Source organism: Sulfuricurvum sp. (assembly GCF_028688295.1).
Taxonomy (GTDB): Bacteria; Campylobacterota; Campylobacteria; order Campylobacterales; family Sulfurimonadaceae; genus Sulfuricurvum.
On the sequence record NZ_JAQTYM010000012.1, the window covers coordinates 1 to 23,921 of the forward strand.

The 23,921-nt window shown below is 43.9% G+C and carries 20 protein-coding genes; all 20 read left to right on the forward strand.

The window, feature by feature from the left end:
- The coding region (locus PHR02_RS04425) for a deoxyribonuclease IV (protein WP_299989513.1) at window positions 1–465 on the forward strand (465 nt) is incomplete at its 5' end.
- Window positions 462–1,685 (forward strand): porin, encoded by a 1,224-nt coding sequence (locus tag PHR02_RS04430; RefSeq protein WP_299989515.1) that lies wholly within the window; start codon window positions 462–464, stop codon window positions 1,683–1,685. The genes PHR02_RS04425 and PHR02_RS04430, both read left to right, overlap by 4 nt.
- On the forward strand, window positions 1,685–3,226 hold the full coding sequence (locus PHR02_RS04435) for a long-chain-fatty-acid--CoA ligase (RefSeq protein WP_299989606.1): 1,542 nt from the start codon (window positions 1,685–1,687) through the stop codon (window positions 3,224–3,226). The genes PHR02_RS04430 and PHR02_RS04435 overlap by 1 nt, the downstream gene beginning before the upstream one ends.
- Window positions 3,223–4,959 carry an ATP-binding protein gene (locus PHR02_RS04440; protein WP_299989518.1) on the forward strand — a complete coding sequence of 579 codons (1,737 nt, stop codon included), beginning with the start codon at window positions 3,223–3,225 and terminating at the stop codon, window positions 4,957–4,959. The genes PHR02_RS04435 and PHR02_RS04440 overlap by 4 nt, the downstream gene beginning before the upstream one ends.
- Window positions 4,960–5,075: 116 nt before the next feature.
- Window positions 5,076–6,170, forward strand: a complete 1,095-nt coding sequence (locus PHR02_RS04445; RefSeq protein WP_299989522.1) for a methyl-accepting chemotaxis protein — start codon at window positions 5,076–5,078, stop codon at window positions 6,168–6,170.
- A 314-nt stretch (window positions 6,171–6,484) separates the two neighbouring features.
- Entirely contained in the window at window positions 6,485–6,874 is a 390-nt protein-coding gene (locus PHR02_RS04450; RefSeq protein ID WP_015652668.1) for an NAD(P)H-quinone oxidoreductase subunit 3, read from the forward strand.
- Complete coding sequence (locus PHR02_RS04455; RefSeq protein ID WP_299989525.1) at window positions 6,856–7,365, forward strand: NADH-quinone oxidoreductase subunit B; 510 nt, start codon at window positions 6,856–6,858, stop codon at window positions 7,363–7,365. The genes PHR02_RS04450 and PHR02_RS04455 overlap by 19 nt, the downstream gene beginning before the upstream one ends.
- The gene (locus PHR02_RS04460) at window positions 7,365–8,171 is read left to right on the forward strand and encodes an NADH-quinone oxidoreductase subunit C (protein WP_299989528.1); all 807 of its coding nucleotides are present in this window, start codon (window positions 7,365–7,367) and stop codon (window positions 8,169–8,171) included. Before PHR02_RS04455 ends, PHR02_RS04460 begins: the two co-directional genes overlap by 1 nt.
- 11 nt (window positions 8,172–8,182) lie before the next feature.
- On the forward strand, window positions 8,183–9,409 hold the full coding sequence (gene nuoD / locus PHR02_RS04465) for an NADH dehydrogenase (quinone) subunit D (RefSeq protein ID WP_299989530.1): 1,227 nt from the start codon (window positions 8,183–8,185) through the stop codon (window positions 9,407–9,409).
- Window positions 9,410–9,421: 12 nt separating this feature from the next.
- The gene (locus PHR02_RS04470) at window positions 9,422–9,646 is read left to right on the forward strand and encodes an NADH-ubiquinone oxidoreductase subunit E family protein (protein ID WP_299989533.1); all 225 of its coding nucleotides are present in this window, start codon (window positions 9,422–9,424) and stop codon (window positions 9,644–9,646) included.
- Window positions 9,647–9,655: 9 nt separating this feature from the next.
- Window positions 9,656–11,692, forward strand: a complete 2,037-nt coding sequence (locus PHR02_RS04475; RefSeq protein ID WP_299989537.1) for an FAD-dependent oxidoreductase — start codon at window positions 9,656–9,658, stop codon at window positions 11,690–11,692.
- An 11-nt stretch (window positions 11,693–11,703) separates the two neighbouring features.
- On the forward strand, window positions 11,704–13,959 hold the full coding sequence (locus PHR02_RS04480) for a 2Fe-2S iron-sulfur cluster-binding protein (RefSeq protein WP_299989540.1): 2,256 nt from the start codon (window positions 11,704–11,706) through the stop codon (window positions 13,957–13,959).
- Window positions 13,956–16,442 (forward strand): NADH-quinone oxidoreductase subunit G, encoded by a 2,487-nt coding sequence (locus tag PHR02_RS04485; RefSeq protein WP_299989543.1) that lies wholly within the window; start codon window positions 13,956–13,958, stop codon window positions 16,440–16,442. Before PHR02_RS04480 ends, PHR02_RS04485 begins: the two co-directional genes overlap by 4 nt.
- A gap of 3 nt (window positions 16,443–16,445) precedes the next feature.
- Window positions 16,446–17,435 carry an NADH-quinone oxidoreductase subunit NuoH gene (gene nuoH, locus PHR02_RS04490; protein ID WP_299989546.1) on the forward strand — a complete coding sequence of 330 codons (990 nt, stop codon included), beginning with the start codon at window positions 16,446–16,448 and terminating at the stop codon, window positions 17,433–17,435.
- A 12-nt stretch (window positions 17,436–17,447) separates the two neighbouring features.
- The gene (gene nuoI, locus PHR02_RS04495; RefSeq protein WP_299989549.1) at window positions 17,448–18,071 is read left to right on the forward strand and encodes an NADH-quinone oxidoreductase subunit NuoI; all 624 of its coding nucleotides are present in this window, start codon (window positions 17,448–17,450) and stop codon (window positions 18,069–18,071) included.
- Between the two features lie 9 nt (window positions 18,072–18,080).
- Window positions 18,081–18,659, forward strand: coding sequence for an NADH-quinone oxidoreductase subunit J (locus PHR02_RS04500; RefSeq protein WP_299989552.1), 579 nt, complete (start codon window positions 18,081–18,083; stop codon window positions 18,657–18,659).
- Window positions 18,659–18,964: an NADH-quinone oxidoreductase subunit NuoK gene (gene nuoK, locus PHR02_RS04505; RefSeq protein ID WP_299989555.1), complete on the forward strand. Its 306-nt coding sequence runs from the start codon at window positions 18,659–18,661 to the stop codon at window positions 18,962–18,964. Before PHR02_RS04500 ends, nuoK begins: the two co-directional genes overlap by 1 nt.
- A gap of 3 nt (window positions 18,965–18,967) precedes the next feature.
- Entirely contained in the window at window positions 18,968–20,854 is a 1,887-nt protein-coding gene (nuoL, locus tag PHR02_RS04510) for an NADH-quinone oxidoreductase subunit L (protein WP_299989559.1), read from the forward strand.
- Between the two features lie 9 nt (window positions 20,855–20,863).
- A complete protein-coding gene (locus PHR02_RS04515; protein WP_299989561.1) occupies window positions 20,864–22,411 on the forward strand; it encodes an NADH-quinone oxidoreductase subunit M in 1,548 nt (515 codons plus the stop codon).
- Window positions 22,411–23,916, forward strand: a complete 1,506-nt coding sequence (gene nuoN, locus PHR02_RS04520) for an NADH-quinone oxidoreductase subunit NuoN (protein ID WP_299989564.1) — start codon at window positions 22,411–22,413, stop codon at window positions 23,914–23,916. Before PHR02_RS04515 ends, nuoN begins: the two co-directional genes overlap by 1 nt.
- Window positions 23,917–23,921: the final 5 nt, after the last annotated feature.

Consider the following 23,921-nt stretch of genomic DNA (forward strand, 5'->3'; position numbering starts at 1 on the left):
ATGAGCATGAATGAAGCGTTGAGTGTTACCGAAGGTGTCACATTGGTAATCGAAAATACGGCGGGTCAAGGGAGCAATCTAGGATGGCGTTTTGAGCATCTAAATGCGATTATAGAGCGCATAGAGGACAAATCTCGCGTCGGCGTCTGTATCGATACGTGCCATATGTTTACGGCGGGATATGATATCCGAACCAAAGAGGCATATGACGCAACCTGGACGGAGTTTGATACAATAGTGGGATTTAAGTACCTCAAAGGGATGCATATCAACGATTCTAAACCCGATCTTGGGAGTCATGTCGATAGACATGACTCACTTGGAAAGGGAAAAATAGGTCTCGATGCGTTTGGATTTATCATGAATGATCCGAGAATGGATGATATTCCGCTGGTACTTGAAACGATTGATGAGACGATTTGGGCTCAGGAGATTGAACTACTTTACTCACTACAGGAGAGATGATGCGATACATAGTATTACTGTCGGCTGCAGCAGCCGCAGCAATGGCGGGGGGATATAAAATCCCGGAGAGTTCGATCAATGGTACGGCTCTGAGTGCCGCGTATGTGGCTGCTTCACATGGAGCCGATGCGGCGTATTATAACCCTGCGGCGATGGTCTATAACGAAGATGTCAATCTTTTTGAAGCGGATATGACCTATATCGGGTTAAGTGGAATCGATTATAAAGGGAAATATGTGCCAACAGGTACATTGGACTATGATATAGAATCAAAAAAAGAGAATTTTTTAGTCCCTACATTGCATTTTGCTTCGAAAAAATTGGGTGATAGTGGTGCTCGCGTTGGATTGAGTGTTGTAGTACCGGCAGGATTGTCGAAACGATGGCAAAGTGCTCCAGGAATTTACAGTGCTGAAGAGTTTACTTTGGAAACTATAGAAGTTAACCCAACATTTGCAGTACCGATCAGTGATGCGGTGAGTTTTGGTGCTGGTTTTCGTATCATTCACAGTAGCGGTGTGGTTAAAAGTTCGGCTACTGCTTCTCGTGATCTTGAAGGGGACTCGATCGATTATGGTTATAACTTGGCCTTAATGTATAAGCCAAGTAAAGAATTGTCTTTAGCGGCAACGTATCGTTCAAATGTCGATTTGAGTGTTGAAGGAAATGCTAAGATTTATGCTGGGTTACCTGTTGGGACTCCATTTTATGATGGAGCTGCAAATGTTTCTGTTCCAGTACCTGCAGCTTTGAATTTGGCGGCAGCGTATACCTTTGGTCGTGGAACAACAATAGAAGCTGTATTTGAACGTACTTTTTGGTCATCGTATAAAAATTTAGATTTTGATTACTCTATAGCTTTGCCTGGAGGATTGGGCACAGCGTTTGATAATCCTAAAGCTAAAAATTACGAAGATTCCAATAGCTATCGTCTAGGACTTACTCAAAAATACGGCAAATGGACTGCAATGGCAGGGGTTGCGTATGATGAGTCTCCTGTTCCAGAAAAAACACTCGGCTTTGAGCTTCCTGATTCCGATGCCTGGATTATCTCTATGGGTGGTCGCTATCAGCTAAATGATCAATGGAATATTGGTCTAGCAGGATTGGTTGATTTGAAAAAATCAAGAACCATAACGACTAACGATAATGGAATTAATGGTGAATTCTCCAATGCAAGAGCCTATTTGGTCACCGCCGGAATTGAGTACCGCTTTTGATTCATTATCCGTATGAAAATTTTTATGCGATGCTCTCCAGTGTCGCACGAGAAAATCCATCGAAAAAAGTTATTTTTGTCGAGGATGAGAGTTATAGCTACAAACAATTTTTAGAGAGAGTGGATCAAACGGCTCGTGCGCTGGAGCTGATCGGTATCGTGCGCGGGGATCGTATCGCTCTGATCGCTCCGAATGGGGTCGAGTTTGTCCAAAGTGTGTTTGCGATTAGTAAACTCGGTGCGGTTACGGTGCCGATCAACACGATGCTCAAAAACGAGGAGTACCGCTATATCTTGAGTGATTGCGGTGCGAAAGCGTTGATTACATCCTCTAAGTTTCTCAAAGAGGTGGCTGATTTATCCGATTCGATAGAGACGATCACTCACACGATTTGGATCGATAAAGCACCAAAAGAGGATTCACAACATTTAGTATTGGATGAGATACTAAGCGATCATTTACACACGCACAGCCCATCTGTTTCACAGCTGGATGATACGGCAGTTATTTTTTACACATCAGGTACGACGGGGCACCCTAAGGGGGCGATGATCAGCAACCGAAACCTTTTTTCCAATCTTATCGGAGCACGTGAGCGGTTTGATTTGAGTTCACGTGATCGTTTCATCGTCTACTTGCCGATGTTTCACTCATTTACCTTTTCGATTATGGTGATACTCCCTTTTTTCATCCGAGCATCGTTTGTCATTATCCCCTCGATTTTGCCTTTTAGCAATATCATCAAACAAACCCTTCTAAAACGGGTCACGATTTTTATGGGTGTTCCTGATATCTATAACGCTTTAATACGTGCGAAACTGCCGTGGTATTTTCTGTGGTTCAATTCTATCCGATGTTTTATCTCCGGTGGTTCGGCACTGAACGAAGATACGTTGAACCGATTCCGATCTACGTTTAAACGGGCCACTATGTTAGAGGGGTATGGGCTGAGTGAATGTTCTCCCGCAGTGATTATCAATCCGGTTGAGAAACAAAAAACTCTTTCGGTCGGTTTGCCACTCTATGGATATGAGGTAAAAATCGTAAACGATGAGATGGTAGAACTGCCCGTAGGTGAATCGGGTGAATTGATTATTCGAGGCGATTGTGTGATGCAGGGGTATCTGAATAACCCGAGCGCAACGGAAGAGACGATCCAAAACGGGTGGCTTCGCACCGGAGATATCGCCAAAGTCGATGAAGAAGGGTATGTTTACATCGTTGATCGGATTAAAGATCTCATTATCTCCAAAGGGATCAACATCTATCCTCGACAGATCGAAGAGCAGATGATGTTGTTACCGCAGATTAAACTCGCGGCTGTGATCGGAGTGAATGATCCTCATAGCGGAGAAGTTCCGATCGCTTTTGTAGAGCTGGAAGAGGGGTATGAAGATGCGACGCAAGCTTTTATAAAATCGCAGCTCAAAGAACATTTGGCGGCATTTAAAATCCCTAAAACCATAACCGTGGTAGAATCTCTTCCTAAGACTGCTACAGGTAAAGTGCTTAAACGTGTTCTCAAACAAGGATTCAATTGAAATTTTTAGTCGATTTTTTAGAAAATAAAACCATCGAAAAAACCCATATTTTTTCGCAACTCAAATGTACGGTCGATGAGGCAAAGATTTTGCAGCTTCTCACCCGTAAGTTTTTACAGTCTCAAGAAGATGTAATCGTCGCAGAGTTACTTCAAGAGCTTTACGGTGCCGACGATTATACCTATTTGGAACATTTCGGAGAGGTTAAAACCCTTTTGGAACTGGGATGGATGACTCATCACTCCTTTACCCCTCTTAAAATCAGTGAACTCTCTCACCTCGAACTTTATAACACCCCTGTTGCACTCACTTCGGTTTTTATGAAGCTTCTCGAAGAGGGCTCATTAGAGATGACACTTCCCGACATCAAACCCTACGCTGATCATTTGGAATATCTCCAAGATCAGTTTTTCCGTATCGAGCTGTATCAAAAAATGTCGATCATCCGCCACAACGGAAACGAGCACTCTCTCGGGATCAACCGTATCCAAAACAAACTCGATTTGCTCGAAAAACGGATCGATGAGCGGATTGCTCAAACGTCACTCGATGTGGTATTGGATCGCTTTTTCAAACAAAAAAAGCTTGAACCTAAAGAGCAGGTGATTTTTCTCGCCCTTTTGAAAGAAGAATACAGTGCGACTGAGGGGAATTTGCGTGAGATGAATACGCTCATCGATTTGATCAGTTTTGATGATTATGAGCGGATTAAAAACCGTGCCCTCCTCGAAGACGGTGCTCGTCTTATCAGTGATGAAGTGATCGATTATGAGGAGATGCTCAACCCATTTGGGGGTATTAGTCGTGCTTTTTATATCGTCGATGAGGTGCTTCAATCGATCATGCATCCGCAGAAGAAGAAAAAAGTGCGCAAGCTCAAACTCGATATGCTGATCAAAGAGCAAGAAATTTTTGAGTTGATCGAACCGACTACTTCGTTAGAGAATGTCGTTTTGAACCCTTCTACTGAGCAAACACTTCAAAATCTTATGCGTCAGTTGGATCGCGAAGTGATCGCTCGGCTTCATGAATGGGGAGTCAAAGATAAAAAAGCGGGGATTGATGCACGGATTATTTTCTACGGTCCTCCGGGGACGGGGAAAACCCTCACCGCTCACTCACTGTCGCGTTCACTCAAACGGCAGGTTTTGAGTTTTGATTGTTCTAAAATCCTCTCGATGTATGTCGGTGAATCGGAAAAAAATGTTCGTAAAATCTTCGATACCTATGCCGATCTTACGAAGCAGACGAAAACAGAGCCGATTCTCTTACTGAATGAAGCGGATCAGTTTCTCTCTTCACGCTCATCAGGTGCAGGAACATCCGCCGATCAGATGCATAATCAGATGCAAAATATCTTTTTAGAGCAGATAGAGAAGTTTCAGGGGATTTTGATCGCTACGACGAACCTTCTCGAAAATATTGACCAAGCATTTTCCCGTCGTTTTAACTACAAAATCGAGTTTAAAAAACCGGATCAGAAACAACGTATTACTTTATGGAAAATGATGCTTCCGAAAAATGCACCGTATGAAGAAGGATTTGATGTTGAAAAACTCTCATCCTACCCTCTTACTGGGGGGCAGATTAATTTGATCGTTAAAAATACGGCGTATCAGGTTGCAGCACGTAAAGAGGGGACATTTAAACTGGATGACTTTATCTCTGAAATCCAAAAAGAGCGCTCAGGTAGTTTCGAAGGGGAAAAATCGATGGGGTTTATTAACCATTGAAATTATCACAATATAATCACATCATCCAATAAATTTTATTTCAAAAGACCACTTTTGGGATAATATTAAGTATAATCGCTGGAGTAACGTAAAAAAGCTCAACAAAGGGGCAAAAAATGGGTTGGTTTAGTGACGATACGCAGCTGAGAGAAGACATCTCAGCACTGCAAAAAGAGAACAGTACGCTTCATGAACAAAATCAAGAGCTCGCTCAAAAGCTTCATGAGTGTGAAATGAAGATTTTGGAATCGGATGAGCGGCATCGATGCGGAAACGCATCAGCCATTATGACCTATCAAAATGAGCAACTCAAAAAAAATCTGATCGATGTTCAAGGGAATATGGCCACATCTGTCTCTTCATCAAAAGAACATATTACTCAATCCACGGAATTGTTAGAAAATATTGTTGAACTTGGGCGTAAAGCATCGGGAATTTCTCAAACATTGGAAGGGTTGAATAGCTTAGCGTTGGAGTCTATGGAAACTGTGAAAGCCCTTTCGGATCGTGCGCAAGATGTGGCGAGTATCTTGGTATTGATTAAAGATATTTCCGACCAAACTAATTTACTAGCATTGAATGCAGCGATTGAAGCCGCACGTGCCGGCGAGCATGGTCGAGGATTCGCCGTCGTAGCTGATGAAGTACGTAAACTGGCGGACAGAACGGACAAAGCAATCAGTGAGATTAATATCTCATTACAATCAATGAAACAAGATGTTACCACTATCGGTGAAAAGTTTGAACAAGTTCAAGAGAGTATTGAAGAATCAAACGAATCTATCGGAAGCTTTAACACTAATATGGAATATAATTCCCAAATGATGCGTGAAACGTTTGCCAGTACGGAACACACGGCTGAACGGGTTTTTATGAGTTTGGCAAAATTAGATCATATTATCTGGAAAGTGAATACCTATCTCTCTGCGGTTACTAAAAAAGAGCAGTTTAATTTTGTCGATCATCATAATTGCCGTTTGGGTAAATGGTATTATGAAGGAGAAGGGGCTGACTTTTTCAAAAATACACCAAGTTATTCATCGCTTGAATCTCCGCACTCCGTTGTCCATAATTCTACCCATAAAATATTCGATCTTATGAAGAGTGAGGATGTTGGATCTGAGCGATTTGTAAAAGTATTTGAAGAGATGGAGTATGCAAGTGATGGTGTTTTTGCAACACTTGATAAGATGCTTCACGAAAAACAGTGAGATTGCTTCGATTGGTAGCATAGGGTGTTCGTCTGGACACCTCTAAATTCCTAAGTATGTACGACTAATTGTTCCTATTTGATACGAAATCAGAATACTCCCTCTAAAAGTGTTACGTAATTTAACATTTATCTCCAAAAGCCAATATAGTGATGTTTCTTATAGTGACAGACCCATCTAAATATGAGATTGATAAGGGTTTGTTTAATTCTCTTTTTGTTATAGTGCAATAACTGTTTATACAAAAACCGTATATTGTAGCGGAGTGTTCCTCTGCTGCGAGATATGCCATCAAGCACAAGAAGGTCGGAACTATGGAGCATTACAACGTCGCAAATCCCTATTTTGGGGTATTTGTACTGTTTGTGTTAACGTTTGGTGCATTTTATGCCACAACAGTCATTGCACGCTTAGCGAGTCGCGCACTGGCAGCTAAAGATACTGAAAAAATTAAACTCTCGGTTTATGAATGCGGACCGGAAGTAACAAAACAGCCGAATCGTATCTCGACGCAGTTTTACCTGTTTGCGTTATTGTTTTTATTGTTTGATGTCGAAATCGTTTTTATGTTCCCATGGGCGATTGATTTCAAATTGCTTGGCTGGTTTGGGTTTGTTGAGATGATGATGTTCATCTTGTTACTCGCTATCGGATTTGTTTATGCGTGGAAGAAAGGGGCTCTCGAATGGCACAACATCAAGTAAATTATCTAAAAGACGGCGGACTTCCGGTCGCTTTGACGACGATCGACAAAGTAGTCAACTGGGGTCGATCAAATTCTATTTGGGCATTGACGTATGGTTTAGCATGCTGCGGTATTGAAATGATGGCGTCAGGTGCATCTCGTTATGACTTCGACCGTTTCGGTACAATTTTCCGTGCCTCTCCTCGTCAAGCAGAGCTTATGGTGGTAGCAGGAACATTGACGAAGAAACATGCAGAGTTTATACGCCGTTTGTACGATCAAATGACTGAGCCTAAGTGGGTTATTTCCATGGGGTCATGCGCGAACACTGGAGGTATGTTTAACACTTATGCAACCGTTCAAGGGGTTGATCGTGTTATCCCTGTCGATTTGTATCTCCCAGGATGTGCTCCACGTCCCGAGACATTACAATATGGGGTTATGCTCCTCCAACAAAAAATCCGACGTGAGAGTGCATCCCGCGCTCAAAAACCAAAAAGGTTGATGTAATGAGAGCTTACACCCCTAAAGACGACGTACAGAAAAAACCCTATTACACCGACCGTTACTGGGTTGCTCCTCAAGTTGCGAAGAGTGATGTATCTGAAGATGCAGTGTTTGCTGCGGATCTCGAAGCGATCAAAGCAAAGTTTGAGGTCTTGGATGCCTATATCCAAGTGAAACAAATGGTTGTTGTGATCAATGCACGTGATAACTTTGGAGTGATTGAACTCATGAAAAATGAGCTCGAGTACAATCAGCTTTCTGAATTATCAGCAATCGATTGGTTAGCAAGTGAAGGGAAATTTGAGATTTTCTACCAAATGCTCAGTATGTCTAAGCGCAAACGTATCCGAGTTAAATGCAAGATTGATGAAAAAGAGTCGATCCAAAGTCTCTCTTCTCTTTTCCGTTCCGCCGACTGGTCTGAACGTGAAATGTACGATATGTTCGGTGTGGTAATCAATAACCATCCGTTTATGAAACGTATTTTGATGCCGGATGATTGGGAAGGGTTCCCACTTCGTAAAACCTACCCACTTCAAGGGGATGAGTTTGCACAATGGTACGAAGTCGATAAAATCTTCGGTAAAGAAGCGCGTGAGATCATCGGACCTGAAAACCGTGACCCTGCGCGAGTAGACCGTTATGACACCGAACGTTTTGCCCGTTTGGGTCACGAAGTGCCGCGTGGTACTGACATCAGCCAAGGTGAACCGGATACCCCTCTCGTCTACCAAGAAGAAGATGGAGTATTCCTCATCCAAAAATTTGACGCAGAAAAAAGCGTCGTGATCTCTGATCGCGATCGTTAAGGAATTACAGTATGCAACAAGCCAATAGATTACGACCTTTTTTTGAAAATATTACGTTTGACCGCGACGATAATGAACTGATCCTTAACTTCGGGCCTCAGCATCCATCGGCGCACGGACAATTGCGTTTGATGCTCCATTTGCAACAAGAGCAAATCACGAAAGCCCATCCGGATATCGGATACCTCCATCGCGGTATGGAAAAAATGGCGGAGAACATGATCTACAATGAGTTCATGCCGACAACGGATCGTATGGACTATATCGCGTCGAGCTCAAACAACTACGGCTTTGCATTGGCGGTAGAAGAACTCATCGGTCTTGATGTTCCACGTCGTGCCAAAGTGATCCGTATGATGCTTTTGGAAACGAATCGCCTTATGTCCCACCTTTTCTGGTTGGCGACGACGGCGTTGGATATCGGAGCGATGACGGTGTTTTTGTTCGCATTCCGCGAGCGTGAGTACTTGATGGATTTAATCGAAGATTATTGTGGTGCACGTCTGACCCATGCGGCAATCCGTATCGGTGGCGTACCACTCGATCTACCGGATAACTTTATCGCCGATTTGCGTAAATTCCTCGATAAATTGCCGGAAAACATTAAAGACTACGAAGACCTTCTCGATACCAACCGTATTTGGTTGATGCGTATGGAGAACGTCGGGGTTATCTCTAAAGAGATGGCTTTGAGCTGGGGATGTTCAGGGGTAATGCTCCGTGCTTCAGGCGTTGAGTGGGATATCCGTAAAGAAGAGCCGTATGAGTTGTATGACGAAGTAGAGTTCAGTGTTCCTGTCTCTGACAAAGGGGACAACTATGCCCGTTATAAACTCTACATGGCAGAGATGCGCGAGTCTGCGAAAATCTTATACCAAGTGATCGACATGTATGAGGGGACAGGTCCGGAGCTTATGGCTCATGCACCGCAATACATCTCTGCACCGAAAATCGACATCATGACCCAAAACTACTCGTTGATGCAGCACTTTGTCCTCGTGACTCAGGGGATGCGTCCTCCGGTAGGAGAAGTGTATGTGGCGACCGAATCACCTAAAGGGGAGCTTGGATATTACATCAACTCCCAAGGTGGAGCCTATCCGTATCGTCTAAAACTTCGTGCGCCGTCGTTTTGGCACACCGGGATTTTGACCGACTTATTGCCGGGTCACTATATCCCGGACGTTGTATCTATCATCGGGACGACCAACATCGTCTTCGGTGAAGTTGACCGCTAAAAGGAGCATGCAGTGAAACGTTACGATTTACGTCATTTAAAAGAGAACTTTGCAGGCCGCATGTCCGACATTATCAAAAACGAAGCAATCAATGGTGAAGTGTTGATTTTCTTGTTTGAGATTGGTGATTTTACCCCTATACAGCAATCGGCTGATTTGGTAAAAGAACTTGGGTGTGAACTCATGAACTCGTTGAAATTCAACGAAGCTGACTGGACCATTGTGGTCAAGAAATAAGGAACCGGTGTGAGTAAAGTCTATTTCTCCACGTGGCGGGGTGAGCAAATCAACAACATCGGCAAAAGCGACGATGCTTGGGAAAAATCTGCTTATAACCTTCCGTTGGAATACAACGAACATGCCCATTCCAAAGCGTTTATCGGTTGGGACGGTGTGGCGCTTTTTAATCCTGATGTAGACGTGGTTCGTCTTGCGACAGAGTATGCAGCGCAGTATCAGGTTTATTCCGAAGCGTGCGGACGCTGTGCACCGGGACGATGGGGTGGACGTATTTTATACGATTTGCTCGATAAGATTGCTCGCGGTGAAGGCTCGCTAAGTGATATGGAACATCTCAAAGAGGTCTCTCGCACAATGCAAGAGACCTCTAAATGTGAGATCGGTAAAACGGTTCCGAATCCGCTTTTGGATTTAATGACCCATTTTGAGTCTGAGTTTGTGGCGTGTATCGAGAACCAAAAACCGTCCAAACATTACCATTTGGAAGATACGAGCTACATTGCGAAAATCACTGCGCCGTGTATGGATGCCTGTCCAGCGCATGTCGATATTCCGGCCTATATCGAGGGTGTTCGCGATTTGCGCTTTGATGATTCATTGATGGCAACCCGTCAAACAATGCCTCTTGCACACACCTGCGGTCGTGTTTGTCCTCATCCGTGTGAAACCGAGTGTCGCAGAACGAACCTTGACGAGCCGATCTCTATTATGGAACTCAAACGTTTGGGTGCCGATTATGAGACCGATCACGGATTCGGATTTTTTCACCCGAGTGAGAAAAAACCGTCCATCGGTAAAAAAGTAGCCGTTATCGGTGCCGGTCCTGCGGGACTTACGGGTGCGTACTATTTGGCATTAGACGGAATCGATGTGGATGTTTACGAAGAGCTTCCGGTTCTCGGCGGTGAAGTAGCGGTTGGTGTACCTGAATATCGTATGCCGATCGATAAATACAACCAAGATATCGAAGCCGTTCGAAGCCTTGGGGTGAATTTTATTACGAACTCCAAAGTCACCGCTGATATGATGCGCCGTTTTGAGAATGAGTATGATGCGACTTTAGTGGCAACAGGTACCCGTATCTCGAAAAAAGTCTATTGTGACAACGAACGCCAAGAGATCCAAGGGTACTGGGGAGCGATTGACTTTTTGGATAAAGTGAACCTCCAAGTCAAATATGACATCATGGTTCCCGAAGCCGATCAAAAACGTCATATGCTACCAGCCGATTTTGTCGATCTTACAGGGAAAACACTTGTGTGTGTTGGGGGTGGATTTACCTCGATGGACGTTGTCCGCTGTGCGATCCGTGCAAACGCTAAAAAAGTGGTCATGTTGTATCGACGTGATGAAAAAACTATCATTAAAAATACAACCTATGAAGAATACCACGAAGCGGTAGAAGAGGGTGTTGAATTTATTTTTCATTCGGCAGTTGCTGAAATGAGAGATGAGAACGATGTTCTCAAATCATTGATTGTAGACCGTTATGAGTTGGTTCCTGATCCAAACGGAGGACGTCCGAATTTGGAGAAAATCGAAGGGGCAAGTTTTGAAATGGAGTGTGATTATCTCATCCCTGCCGTTTCTCAAAGTGCCGATTTGAAACTTCTTCCCGAAGAGTGGGAGATTGAACGCACCTCATGGGCAACGATCAAAACCAACGGTAAAGACTACATGACTTCACGCAAAGGTGTCTTTGCAGCAGGAGATTGTGAATACGGTCCAATGACGATTGTCAATGCCGTCGGTCAAGCCAAACGTGCAGCATCAGTGATGTCACGCTATGTGCTCAACGGCGAGATTAGCCTCACTGATGATGAAATAATGGAAGATCACCTCCGTAAACTCAAAGTCTATGATAAAAAAGAAAAAATTGTCGGTTGGCTTCCGGGGTTACCGCGTCAACACAGTGAAGTACTCACCGTTGATGAGCGGCGCGACAACAATCGTGAAGTGAAATACGGCTTTACACAAGAAGAGGCACTCGCAGAGGCAGAGCGCTGTATGCGCTGTTACTACATCGCGATGGTAGCACACTAAAGGAGGGATGGATGATCAATTTTACGATTAACGGCCAGCCCGTCATAGCAAACAAAGGGGAGACGATTCTCCAAGCGGCACGCAAAGCGGGATTTTATATTCCGACGATGTGTTATTTGGAGAAAACAACCCCGTGTGCATCATGCCGTTTGTGTGTAGTTGAAACGGACAAAACAGATGGGTTGATCCTAAGCTGTCAAACCCCTCCGACCGAAGGGTTAGGGGTTACGATTAATTCCGAGCGTCTTGAGCAAGAGCGTACGAATATTATGCGTCTTTACGATGTCAATCACCCCTTAGAATGCGGTGTGTGTGACAAATCGGGGGCGTGTGATCTTCAAAATAAAACCTTGGAATTCGGTATTTCATCTCAGCACTTTAGTGCCAAAGATCAGCACCGTACCATCGAGCATTGGGGATTGATTAATTACGATCCATCGTTGTGTATTTTATGTGAAAAGTGTGTTCACGTCTGTAATGAGATTATCGGTGATGATGCGATTACACTCCAATTCGGTGGATATAAGTCCTCTGTTATTCCGAAAAACAGCGATGCCCTCGATTGTACTTTCTGCGGTGAGTGTATTGCAGTATGTCCGGTCGGTGCATTGGTAAGCAGTGATTTTCAATACAGCGCTAACGCATGGGAATTAACTCAAATCCCTGCTACGTGCGCTCACTGTTCAGCGGGATGTTCGTTAACGTATGAAGTACGCCATACATCCAACTCGATTGGTGCAAAGGCTAAAATCTACCGCGTAACGAATGATTTTGAACACACGACACTTTGCGGTGCAGGGCGTTTTGGATTTGATTTTGCGGTTGAGGGGACAAAAGAGGAGTCTGAGTTTGCTAAAGCAATCGCGGCACTCTCAAATGCCAGTGCAATCCGTTTTAGTTCATTCATTACCAATGAAGAGGCGATGATTCTTCAGGGGCTAAAAGAGAAACTTGGATTAAAACTTTATAATGAAGAGGCTCGTGCGTATCAAAGCTTTATGAGTGCGTACGCTTCGATTAGCGGTAAAACAGGTTTCGGCGGAAGCCTTGATGCTGTGCGACAAAGTGATGGAATCATCGTTCTTGGAGGACGTTTCACGAGCGATAATCCGGCAGTGCGTTACGCAATGACAACCGCGGCTCGTCATAGAGGGGCCAAAGTTGTTTATATGCACCCGATTGAAGATGAATTGCTTCAAAATGTTGTCACTCAGTTTGTCAAATACGAAGTAGGAACTGAAGAGGGTGTTGTCGCAATGCTTGCAAAAACACTTTTAGCAGGTGCGGATCTCTCAGATGAAGTAGCAGCCTTTTTTGAAGCGCTTGACGAGGGATATTTGTGCGCAGAGTGCAATGTCGGAGATGAAGAGTTTGCACGAATCGCAAAATCGTTTGGCCGTGCAAAATCTAAAACCTTGGTGATTGGAAGCGACGTTTTAAATCATAAGCGCTCAGCAAATATTGCCCGCTTGTGTGCGATGGTAGAAGCCTATACAGAGTTTTCGGTTGTGGTTGTTCCCTCAAACGTCAACACTATCGGGGTCTCATTGATTTGTGATTTGGATGTTGATAACGGCGGGGAAAATGTGGTCGGTTACAATGCATCAGGTGATTATACGATGGGCTCCATCGGAAATGTCAACCTCCCATTGCCATCACTGAACCAACAAGAGGGGACGTTCGTCAGTATTAATCACCAAGTACTGCCAACTAATGTTGCGGTTTCCTATGACGGTTACACCTTGAATGATCTAGCCTCTGCACTGGGGTTAAAATCTGACAACACGATTGACTATACCCACAAGCTTCCTCTATCAAAAGGGTTTAGTGCAGTAGCATTCGATAATCTTGGGAACTTTTTCACTCCGTTGGGTGAAGATGAACGAGGTTATAGGTTGGAGAGTATCGATGTTGAAGCTTCCGGCACTTTAGAAGAGATCGAAGATTTACCTGAGTTTAACGGAAGTGTTGTCTATCACTGTAATCCGGTGAATCAGTTTAACGGTTACACTGCCCGCACGTCACAGCTTGAAAAAGAGGCAATGTTACGCGGTTCTGCTCAGTTTGCGGCTGCTGCAAAAATCGCAGATGGTGATAAAATTCGCGTTGAATTTCCTCACAGCACACAAGAGCGGATTTTTAAACTCGATTCTAGTTTAAAAGGGACGATAGCACTGGTTCCGGCATACGATGTCGGATTCGGTGGTTTGAATGAACACTATCGCTTTGAAAAGGTGAAAATTATGAGGATGGGGAGTGAATCATGAATGAAATCACGATAACCATAGACGGTCGTGCTATCCAAACGCAAGAGGGGGAATACATCCTCAATGCGGCGCGTGCCAATGGTATCTTTATTCCGGCTATTTGTTATTTGACACGATGTTCGCCGACATTGGCGTGCCGTATTTGTTTGGTTGAAGCGGATGGCAAACAAGTGTATGCGTGTAATGCAAAAGCGAAAAGTGGGATGGACATTACGACGACGACCCCAAACATTTTGGCAGAGCGCAGAGCGATCATGGAAGTCTATGATGTCAATCATCCGTTAGAGTGTGGTGTATGTGACCAATCGGGTGAGTGTGAGTTGCAAAACTATACTCTCGAAGTGGGAGTTGATGCGCAAACGTATTCGATCAAAGATACCCATAAACCGGCACAAGACTGGGGCTTGATTCACTATGATCCGGCTTTGTGTATTATGTGTGAGCGTTGTATTACTGTCTGTAAAGATATGATCGGGGATGCGGCACTCTCTACCGTTGCACGTGGCTCTGAGGCGATTGAGGCTGAATTCAAAGAGTCTATGCCAAAAGACGCCTATGCGATGTGGAATAAGCTTAACAAATCGTTGATTGCACCAAACGGCGGCGACACACTCGATTGTACTAACTGTGGTGAATGTACCTCGGTATGTCCGGTCGGTGCGTTGGTGAGCAGTGATTATCAGTATACCTCTAATGCATGGGAGCATAAACAGATCCCTGCAACGTGTGCCCATTGTTCAGCAGGGTGCCAACTCAGCTACGATATCAAACATACCAGTATTACTGATCCTGAGGCTAAAATCTACCGTGTTAAAAACGAGTGGAACTATGTCTCTCTCTGCGGTGCGGGACGTTACGGGTATGATTTTGAAAACCGTGATGTTGTAAAAAATCCGGTTGCTTTCGAAGCTGCGATTGCCGCGTTCAAAAAAGCCGATACTATCGCATTTAGCTCGACAATTACGAATGAAGAAGCGTTGATCCTCCAACGTTTGAAAGAGAAATTTGGTGTTCGTTTGGTGAATAATGAAGCGTTAGCCCTCAAAAACTTTTTGAGCAATTACAGCACTATTAGCGGGAAATCACTCTACGGCGGAGATTTGAAACAAGTACATGAGGCTGATTTCGTCGTCTCAATCGGAAGTGCCCTCAAAACCGATAACCCGAATGCCCGTTTTGCTATGAATAATGCCCTATCGATGAACAAAGGGGCGGGGCTCTATTTTCATCCGATCAACGATCCTGTGATCGCGGATATGTCTAAAAACGTGACACAGTTCAACCATGCTCCGATGATGGAAGAGGCGGCTTTGTATCTAATGCTCGATCTTTTTGGAGATAAAGAGACTATGCCATCAAGCGTCGTCGAATATCTCTCGACATTCCACTCAACAAAAACCGTAAGCGTTGAAGAAACGGTCGATGAAAAAGTGACTGAAACCGTTACAAAAATGGTTCTGAATGAAGAGAGCGGTGTCGAAGAAGAGGTGAGCGAAGAGGTGACTAAAACTGTGAAGAAAAAGGTGAGCAAAGAGGTTGAAGTGGACGAAAATGCCCTTTTTGCCTTGTTGAATGCGCCGGCTGGCTTTGCGGAAACTCTTACCAAATATTTGGCGAAAAAAGAGAATTTCGCATTGATGGTAGGACCTGATCTTTACACTCACCCACATGCAGCTAATTGTGCCCGTCTTGTTGCGTTGATCGAAAAATATACCGTATTTAGCGTCACCATGATCCCGAATCTTGCTAACACTTTAGGTGTAGCAATGATTTGTGATTTGGACGGTGAACGTGGAAGCTACACGATCGGGTATAACACAGCGGGTGATTTCACTCTTAGTGCTTTAGGCAATGGCGATTTGGATATGCCATCACTGAATCAACAAGAGGGGACACTCACTGGTATCGACAAACGGGTTAATCCGACCAATGCGGCTTTGAGCTATGGTGGATACATTTTAAATGATCTAGCGAATGCGCTTGGTGTGAATGCAAAATTAACCGTTGATTATACCGCTCAGTTACCTGTTGAAAAAGGCTTTAGTGCGTGCGTATTTGACAGCTTGCCAAATCACTATACTAACAGCGGTGAAGAAGTTCGAGGGTACTTATTGAAGAATATTGCCATGAATGTTAGTGCAGATGAAAATGTTCGTCCGTTTGACGTTTCTGCAGCAATTAGAGAAAAAGTAGTTTACTTAGCCAATCCGGTGCTCCAATTCTCACCGTTTACTGCCGCATCGCATCAACTTCAAGAAAGTGGAGGTATCTATCTCTCTGCTTCTGCAATCGAAGCCAATGGTTGGAGCGAAGGGGAGCTCGTGAAGGTTAAAACTGCGCGTGGCGAGTTAAGTGTAAGTATTATCAAAGACGGTAAAATAGAAGGGGATATCGCTTATCTTCCAACATTTGATACCGCTATCAACTCTGAAGCACTGTTTGAGCGTTACCGTTTCGCCAGTGTATCAATTCAAAAGGTGTAAAGCATGGATGTAGCATTTATCATCGAAACGATTATTAAAATCGTCGTAATCTTGTTAGTCTTCTCAGCGCTCGCAGGTCTTGGGACCTATTTTGAGCGTAAAGTGCTGGCGTTCATGCAACGCCGACTTGGGCCGATGCACGTCGGACCATTCGGATTGCTTCAAGTTGCAGCGGATGGGATTAAACTCTTTACCAAAGAGGATATTATCCCTCAAAATGTTGTTAAACCGATTTTTAAAATCGCTCCTGTTATTACGGCAGCAACAGCATTTATGGCTGCCGCCGCGATTCCGTTTTGGCCTCAGTTTACGGTTATGGGTTATACCGTTCATCCGATCGTCGCCGATATCAATGTCGGTATCCTCTATGTATTAGGGGTTATGGCGATTGGGTTGTACGGACCGCTTTTGGGTGGTATGGCATCGGCGAATAAATGGTCGTTGATCTCAGCCGCGCGTAGTGCTGCGATCTTCATTTCGTATGAGGTTATCACAGGGTTATCTTTGTTGGCACCACTCATGATGGTGGGTTCATTATCTCTGATTGATATTAACAATTACCAAGCGGGAGGAATCACCCACTGGATCGTATGGTCACAGCCGGTAGCATTTATCCTCTTTTGGATTGCCGCATTTGCAGAAACAGGACGTACTCCGTTTCACTTGGTGGCAAATGACCATGAGATTATTGACGGGTTTGGTACCGAATATTCGGGTATGCGTTGGGGCCTTTTCTTCATCGGTGAATACGCGAACATGTTCTTTATCTCGTTCGTAATCGCCATTATTTTCTTGGGCGGTTTTGGTGATGGTTCAATAGCAGGAGCATTTCAGCTTTTGTTGAAAGTAGCGTTTTTCTTTTTCTTTTTCCTTTGGACTCGCGCTGCATGGCCGGATGTCCGACCTGACCAATTGATGTGGTTGTGTTGGAAAGTATTAATGCCGATTGCGGTGATCAACATTGTGATCACCGGCATCGTGATGATGTTCTAAGGAGGTTGGGTTATGCATCATGAAGAACCATTTACAAATCGTAATGTGAGCGAGTCATCTGCTTATTATTACGTTGATATCGAAACTTACCCGACTACCGGATGGGATAAGTTTAAACAGGTTGTGAAACGTACGTTTAACGGAGAACTTTTTGTAGGTCTTTGGGTAGTTATGCGTGAGATGATTAAATTTGACATCCATACGGTTCAATACCCGTTGGAGAAACTTCCGATCGGTCCACGTTATCGTGCTGTTCATAAACTGTTACGTTTGTGGGAATCAGGGTATGAACGTTGTATCGGATGCGGATTGTGCGAAAAAATCTGTATCTCCGACTGTATTCGTATGGACACACGTATCGATGAAAATAGCCGTAAAGAGGTTACTGAATACAGTATTAATCTCGGACGTTGTATTTTCTGCGGATATTGCGCTGAAGTGTGTCCGGAACTCGCAATCGTTCATGGTGGACGTTATGAAAATGGCTCAGAACAACGTGCTCATTTCGTAATCAAAGACGATATGCTCACCCCGCTCGATCTACTTAAAGCGGGTGAACAAGCAGAATACCCAGGCTTTGGAGCCATCATCCCAGGAAGCGACGCGTCGGTCAAAAAGACCCCGTTGGCGTATTAAGGAGTCAGAATGTTTGAAGCTATCGCTTTTTATCTGTTTGCAGCCCTCACCATCACGATGTTTACCATCACGGTGATGACGTCTCAAGCATTGTATGCCATTACCGCAATGGCGGCGGGGATGATTTTCATCTCGGCATTTTTCTTTATTTTGGGTGCCGACTTTTTGGGTGCAATCCAAATCATCGTTTATACCGGAGCCGTTATGGCGTTGTATGCTTTTGGTATGATGTTTTTCGATACAACACGCGACGTTGTAGAAAAACGTACTAACCCTCAAATCGTATTTGTCCTTGGGGTCTTGGCAGCCGTTATGGTGGTTGCAATTTTCGTAGCGCCGATTGTCTCCAATAATATTCAAGCCCTTTATCCGATTCAAGAAGGTGTTGGTAATTCTCAAGCCGTCGGTATGGTTTTATTTACCAAATACCTTGTACCTTTTGAACTGGCAGCGGTTATGTTGTTGGTTGCAATGATCGGCGGAATCGTTTTAGCAGGTAAAAAAATGGACAAATCGTTGACGTTGATGAAAGAAGAAGAAATTGGCTTGATGGACGATACTTTTGAACCAAAAGCAGGGGGACACTGATGGAAGTTACACTCAATCATTATCTTGTTTTATCCACCATTTTGTTTGCAATTGGTTTAGTTGGGGTTATGCGTCGTAAAAACCTTTTGATGCTCTTTTTTGCAACGGAGATTTTACTTAACGCGACTAACATTGCATTTGCGGCCATCTCTCACTATATCGGTGATTTGAGTGGACAAATGTTTGCGTTTTTCATTATTGCAATCGCAGCATCCGAAGTAGCAATCGGACTCGGGCTTCTCATCGTATGGTTTAAACGTACCGGTAAGATCGACCTAGATCAAATGAATTCAATGCGAGGATAGGCTATGGAACTTTATTTATATGTCGCACTGTTTGCTCCGCTGGTAGGATCACTTTACGCCGCACTTTTTAGTGCATCGCCAAAATCAAAGCACGTTGGTATCGTAGCATCGGGATTACTCTTTACCTCGTTTGTGAGTAGTGCTATTTTGCTCTCTTATGTCATGAGCGGACACATTGTTCATGTTGAAATGATGACATGGATGGCAACAGGAGATCTTTATATCCCGTTTGGCTTTGTAGTTGATCAAGTAAGTGTTGTAATGATGATGGTGGTTACGATCGTCTCTACGGTCGTTCATATCTACTCTATCGGCTATATGGATCACGACAAAGGATTTAACCGATTCTTCTCATGGCTATCTGCCTTCGTTTTCTCGATGATGGTACTCGTTATGAGTGACAACTTCGCGGGTCTCTTTATCGGATGGGAAGGGGTTGGTCTTTGTTCGTGGGGACTCATCGGTTTTTGGTACCACAAAGAGTCAGCGACTTGGGCAGCAAACGAAGCGTTTATTATGAACCGTATCGCTGACCTTGGGATGTTGATCGGTATCTTCTTGTTGTACTGGAACACGGGTTCACTCCAATACGACGTTGTATTTGCTGAAATCGGAAATCTTCCGTTAGTGGTTACCACCTGGATCGGTATTTTCCTCTTTATCGGTGCAATGGGTAAATCGGCACAGTTTCCACTCCATACATGGCTTGCCGATGCGATGGAAGGTCCTACTCCGGTTTCTGCATTGATCCACGCTGCGACCATGGTTACGGCAGGGGTTTATTTGGTCGTTCGTGCTAATCCGATTTATGATTTGATCCCGAATGTTGGACTTTTTATCGCCAGCCTCGGTGCATTTGTCGCATTGTTTGCCGCTTCTATGGCACTCGTAAATCGTGATATGAAACGGATCATCGCTTACTCAACTCTATCACAACTCGGATATATGTTTGTTGCGGCAGGGTTGGGAGCATACTGGGTAGCATTGTTCCACCTTATGGCGCACGCATTTTTCAAAGCGTTATTGTTCCTCGGAGCGGGTAACGTGATGCACGCCATGCACGATGAACTCGATCCGTTCAAAATGGGTGGATTGCGCAAAGTGATGAAAGGGACATTTGTGATGATGACCCTTGCTTCGGTAGCACTTGCAGGTATCTATCCGTTTGCCGGATTCTTCTCTAAAGATTTGATTCTAGAGGTTGGATTTGTTGAACACCATTATGTGATCTATACCGTCTTGTTGTTGACTGCCGGTTTGACGGCGTTCTATTCATTCCGTCTTGTAGCCCTTATCTTCCATGGAGAAGAGCGTTATAAACTTTTCGGTATCCATCCGCATGAAGCATACAAATTTATGTTGGTAGCGATGTCACCGCTTTTAGTATTGGCGATGATCGCCGGTGCATTTAAAATGACTTATTATCAATTGGTGATCAGTGTCCTACCGGATACCCAATACCATGTACACAGTGAAATGACCTATTGGATCATGACGATCGGAACACAGCTGTTTGTAATCGCAGCCATTGTGTATGCGTATAAAAAATACAGCAATTGGAACAGTGTACCGGATGGCACATCTGCAATGGAAAATAGCTTTGGTTACAAACTATTGAGCAATCAATACTATATTCCGAAATTCTATGAAGAAGTGTTCTCAAAACCATATTTGGAACTTTCACGTATTGCGTGGAAACAAATCGATCTTAAAATCGTGGATGCAACGGTTGATGGAATTGCGAATGTTATCTACAAAACAGGTGAAAACACACGTGATATTCAAAATGGAAATCTCTCCACGATGCTTCGTTGGATGGTCGTCGGTTTAGTGGTTCTAATAACACTAGCCCTCGCCTTTACCGTCGGATACAACGCGGTTGGCGCTTAAGGAGTAATGATGATAGATCATATTTTAACACTTTTAATTTTCTTCCCGGCATTGGCAGCAATGCTCGGATTTGTCGTCACAAAAGACAGTATGAGAGCCTACGGTATCGCCGTAGCCTTTATTGAATTTGTCCTCTCTTTGTGGTTGTGGTATGCGTACGATCCGATGATTTCGGGAATGCAGTTTATGGAGTCAATGCCTTTGATTCCGGCATTTGGTATTAACTACCTTCTCGGGGTTGATGGAATTTCTCTCTTTATTATTATCCTTTCGACGTTTTTTACGTTGATCGGTATTGCGTCATTGACCGAAACACGTCGATTAAAAGATTTGATTATTACCTTGTTGTTCTTAGAGATGACAATGGTGGGCGTTTTCGCAGCCCTTGATGCAATCGTTTTTTACGTTTTCTGGGAACTCTCTTTGGTACCGATGTTGTATATCATCGGTGCATGGGGTGGACCGCTTCGTATTTATGCGTCGGTTAAATTTTTCCTCTATACCTTTACAGGTTCTTTGGTGATGCTCGTTGGTATGCTCTTTATGGCGTACTTCTACTACCAAGCAACAGGTCAGTGGAGTTTCTCTATTCTTGAATGGTATCGTTTGATCTTGCCGGAGAATTTCCAGTTGTGGTTGTTCGCCGCTTTTTTCCTTGGATTTGCGATCAAAGTTCCAATGTTTCCATTCCATACATGGCTTCCGTATGCACACGGTCAAGCTCCGACCATCGGTTCGGTAATTCTTGCTGCGATTTTACTTAAAATGGGGACGTACGCATTTGTCCGTTTCTCCTTGCCGTTGTTTCCGGATGCGTCTGTCTTTTTCATGTTCCCTATCGCGATTATCGCGATTATCATGATTATCTATACCGCAATGGTAGCGTACGCCCAAGAAGATATCAAACAAGTCGTTGCGTACAGTTCCGTTTCACACATGGGTGTGATTATCCTCGGAACTTTCGCTCTGAACGTTGAGGGTGTCAGTGGTTCGGTCTTTTTGATGCTAGCGCATGGTGTTGTCTCCGGGGCGCTGTTCTTGCTCGTCGGTGTTATTTATGATCGCCGTCATACAAAACTGATGAGCGAATTCGGCGGTCTTGCAACGGTAATGCCGCGTTATGCGACTATTTTTGGAATCATGATGATGGCTTCTGTGGGGCTGCCACTGACGATTAACTTTGTCGGAGAGTTTTTATGTTTACTTGGTTTTTACAAACAATCGCACATGTTAACCCTAACTGCCGGTGTAGCGATTATCGTAGGGGCTATCTATATGTTGTCTGCATACAAAAAAATGTTCTTTGGAACGGTTACGAATGAAGCAAATCGTAATTTAAAAGATATTAACCGTACCGAAATGCTTGGGTTGATACCTTTGGTTATCGTGGCTATTTGGTTAGGTATTTATCCAAAACCGGTGCTAGAGCCGATCAATAACAGTGTTGAATCGGTGATTCAGTTAATGCACGATAAAGCACAAACTCCCGAAGCAAAAGCACGTATTCCTGACTTATCAGGTAACAACGGGACTATCTCACTACAGGAGGCGCACTAATGTTGGAGCCGATTAATGTTTCAATAGCGTCGCTTAATTTAGCGACCTTAGCTCCGATGGTTATTGCAATCGTTGGTGCACTGACTATTTTAGTGATCGATATGATCAAAGGGGGACTGAACAAAACATTATATGTTATGATCAGTCTTCTTTTCTTGCTCCTTGACTTGGGGGCTTTGGTCGATTTCGCAGGTGTTTTTCTTAAAAATGGAACCGTATTAGGCTTTTTCGACGTTATGTTGATGGACGGGATTGCAATTCTCTCCCAAATTATCATTGTCGTCGGATCGATGTTATTTATCCCATTGGCATTGACCTCTAAACGTTTTCATGAGTACAATTATCCTGAATATTTCGCCCTTTTCTTGTTTATGATTGCGGGTTTCCAGTTTATGGTCGCTACCGATAACTTAATCTTGATTTTCGTTGGTCTTGAGACGGCATCTTTGGCTCTTTATACGTTGATCGCTTTACATAACCGCTCAAAATCATTTGAAGCGGCAGTTAAATATTTTACGATGGGTGCTTTGGCAGCCGGTTTCTTTGCCTTTGGTGCGATGATTTTGTATGCGATCAGCGGTTCGGTTGAGATTAACCAAATTGCTACCGTATTGGCAGAAGATCATTATCGTAATATCGGTTACGTACTGGTATCGATGGCATTTATGATTGCGGCATTTGGTTTCAAACTCTCTATGGTACCGTTTCATACGTGGACACCGGATGTCTATGAGGGCTCTTCCGCAGCACTCGCGGGATATATGTCAATCGTTCCTAAAATTGCGGCATTTGTTGTTGCAATGCGCTTGTTTGAATTCTTAGTACACAGTGGAGTTGTATGGCTTCAAGTTATCCTTTATATCGGTGTAGTTGTTACGATGACCGCTTCGAATATCTGGGCATTGGTACAGAGCGATGTTAAACGTATGTTGGCGTACAGCTCGATCTCGCATGCAGGTTTTGTAATGGCGGCGATTTTAATCGGTACGACCCAATCAAATACAGGACTCTTTTTGTATTGGGCATTGTTTAGTTTCACTAACCTCGGAGCCTTTACGATGTTATGGGTTAACCGACAAAAAGATCTCCTTCCGGGGCAAAGTTCAGATCATCCGTATGAGAAATTCTCAGGTATGGTAAAAACAATGCCGATGGGTGCGGTAATGATGGCACTATTTATGCTTTCGCTCGCCGGTATTCCACCATTTGGTCTATTTTGGGGTAAAATGTATATGATTGGCTCAGCCGTCAGTGCCGGCTATACGGTTCTAGCCCTTATCATGGCATTGAACTCAGCAATCGCAGGATACTATTATCTCAAATTGATTGTTTTCATGTTTATGAAAGAGCCGATGGTCGGATATGAAAAATTGTATTTTATGAATGCATCGCTCTCTCTTAAAACGATTATAGGTATCGCGGCAGTCGGAACGATATTCGCCGTGTTCGCCGTAAACCCTCTCTTGGAAGTTATTACGCTATTCGTGTATAATAGCGGTTATTAAAAGGA

Bases quoted from the DNA above. Each gene is read 5' to 3' on its own strand.
- PHR02_RS04430 (WP_299989515.1), top strand. From the start codon at position 462: ATGATGCGATACATAGTATTACTGTCGGCTGCAGCAGCCGCAGCAATG.
- PHR02_RS04445 (WP_299989522.1), top strand. From the start codon at position 5,076: ATGGGTTGGTTTAGTGACGATACGCAGCTGAGAGAAGACATCTCAGCA.
- PHR02_RS04450 (WP_015652668.1), top strand. From the start codon at position 6,485: ATGGAGCATTACAACGTCGCAAATCCCTATTTTGGGGTATTTGTACTG.
- PHR02_RS04455 (WP_299989525.1), top strand. From the start codon at position 6,856: ATGGCACAACATCAAGTAAATTATCTAAAAGACGGCGGACTTCCGGTC.
- PHR02_RS04460 (WP_299989528.1), top strand. From the start codon at position 7,365: ATGAGAGCTTACACCCCTAAAGACGACGTACAGAAAAAACCCTATTAC.
- nuoD (WP_299989530.1), top strand. From the start codon at position 8,183: ATGCAACAAGCCAATAGATTACGACCTTTTTTTGAAAATATTACGTTT.
- PHR02_RS04480 (WP_299989540.1), top strand. From the start codon at position 11,704: ATGATCAATTTTACGATTAACGGCCAGCCCGTCATAGCAAACAAAGGG.
- PHR02_RS04485 (WP_299989543.1), top strand. From the start codon at position 13,956: ATGAATGAAATCACGATAACCATAGACGGTCGTGCTATCCAAACGCAA.
- nuoH (WP_299989546.1), top strand. From the start codon at position 16,446: ATGGATGTAGCATTTATCATCGAAACGATTATTAAAATCGTCGTAATC.
- nuoI (WP_299989549.1), top strand. From the start codon at position 17,448: ATGCATCATGAAGAACCATTTACAAATCGTAATGTGAGCGAGTCATCT.
- PHR02_RS04500 (WP_299989552.1), top strand. From the start codon at position 18,081: ATGTTTGAAGCTATCGCTTTTTATCTGTTTGCAGCCCTCACCATCACG.
- nuoK (WP_299989555.1), top strand. From the start codon at position 18,659: ATGGAAGTTACACTCAATCATTATCTTGTTTTATCCACCATTTTGTTT.
- nuoL (WP_299989559.1), top strand. From the start codon at position 18,968: ATGGAACTTTATTTATATGTCGCACTGTTTGCTCCGCTGGTAGGATCA.
- PHR02_RS04515 (WP_299989561.1), top strand. From the start codon at position 20,864: ATGATAGATCATATTTTAACACTTTTAATTTTCTTCCCGGCATTGGCA.
- nuoN (WP_299989564.1), top strand. From the start codon at position 22,411: ATGTTGGAGCCGATTAATGTTTCAATAGCGTCGCTTAATTTAGCGACC.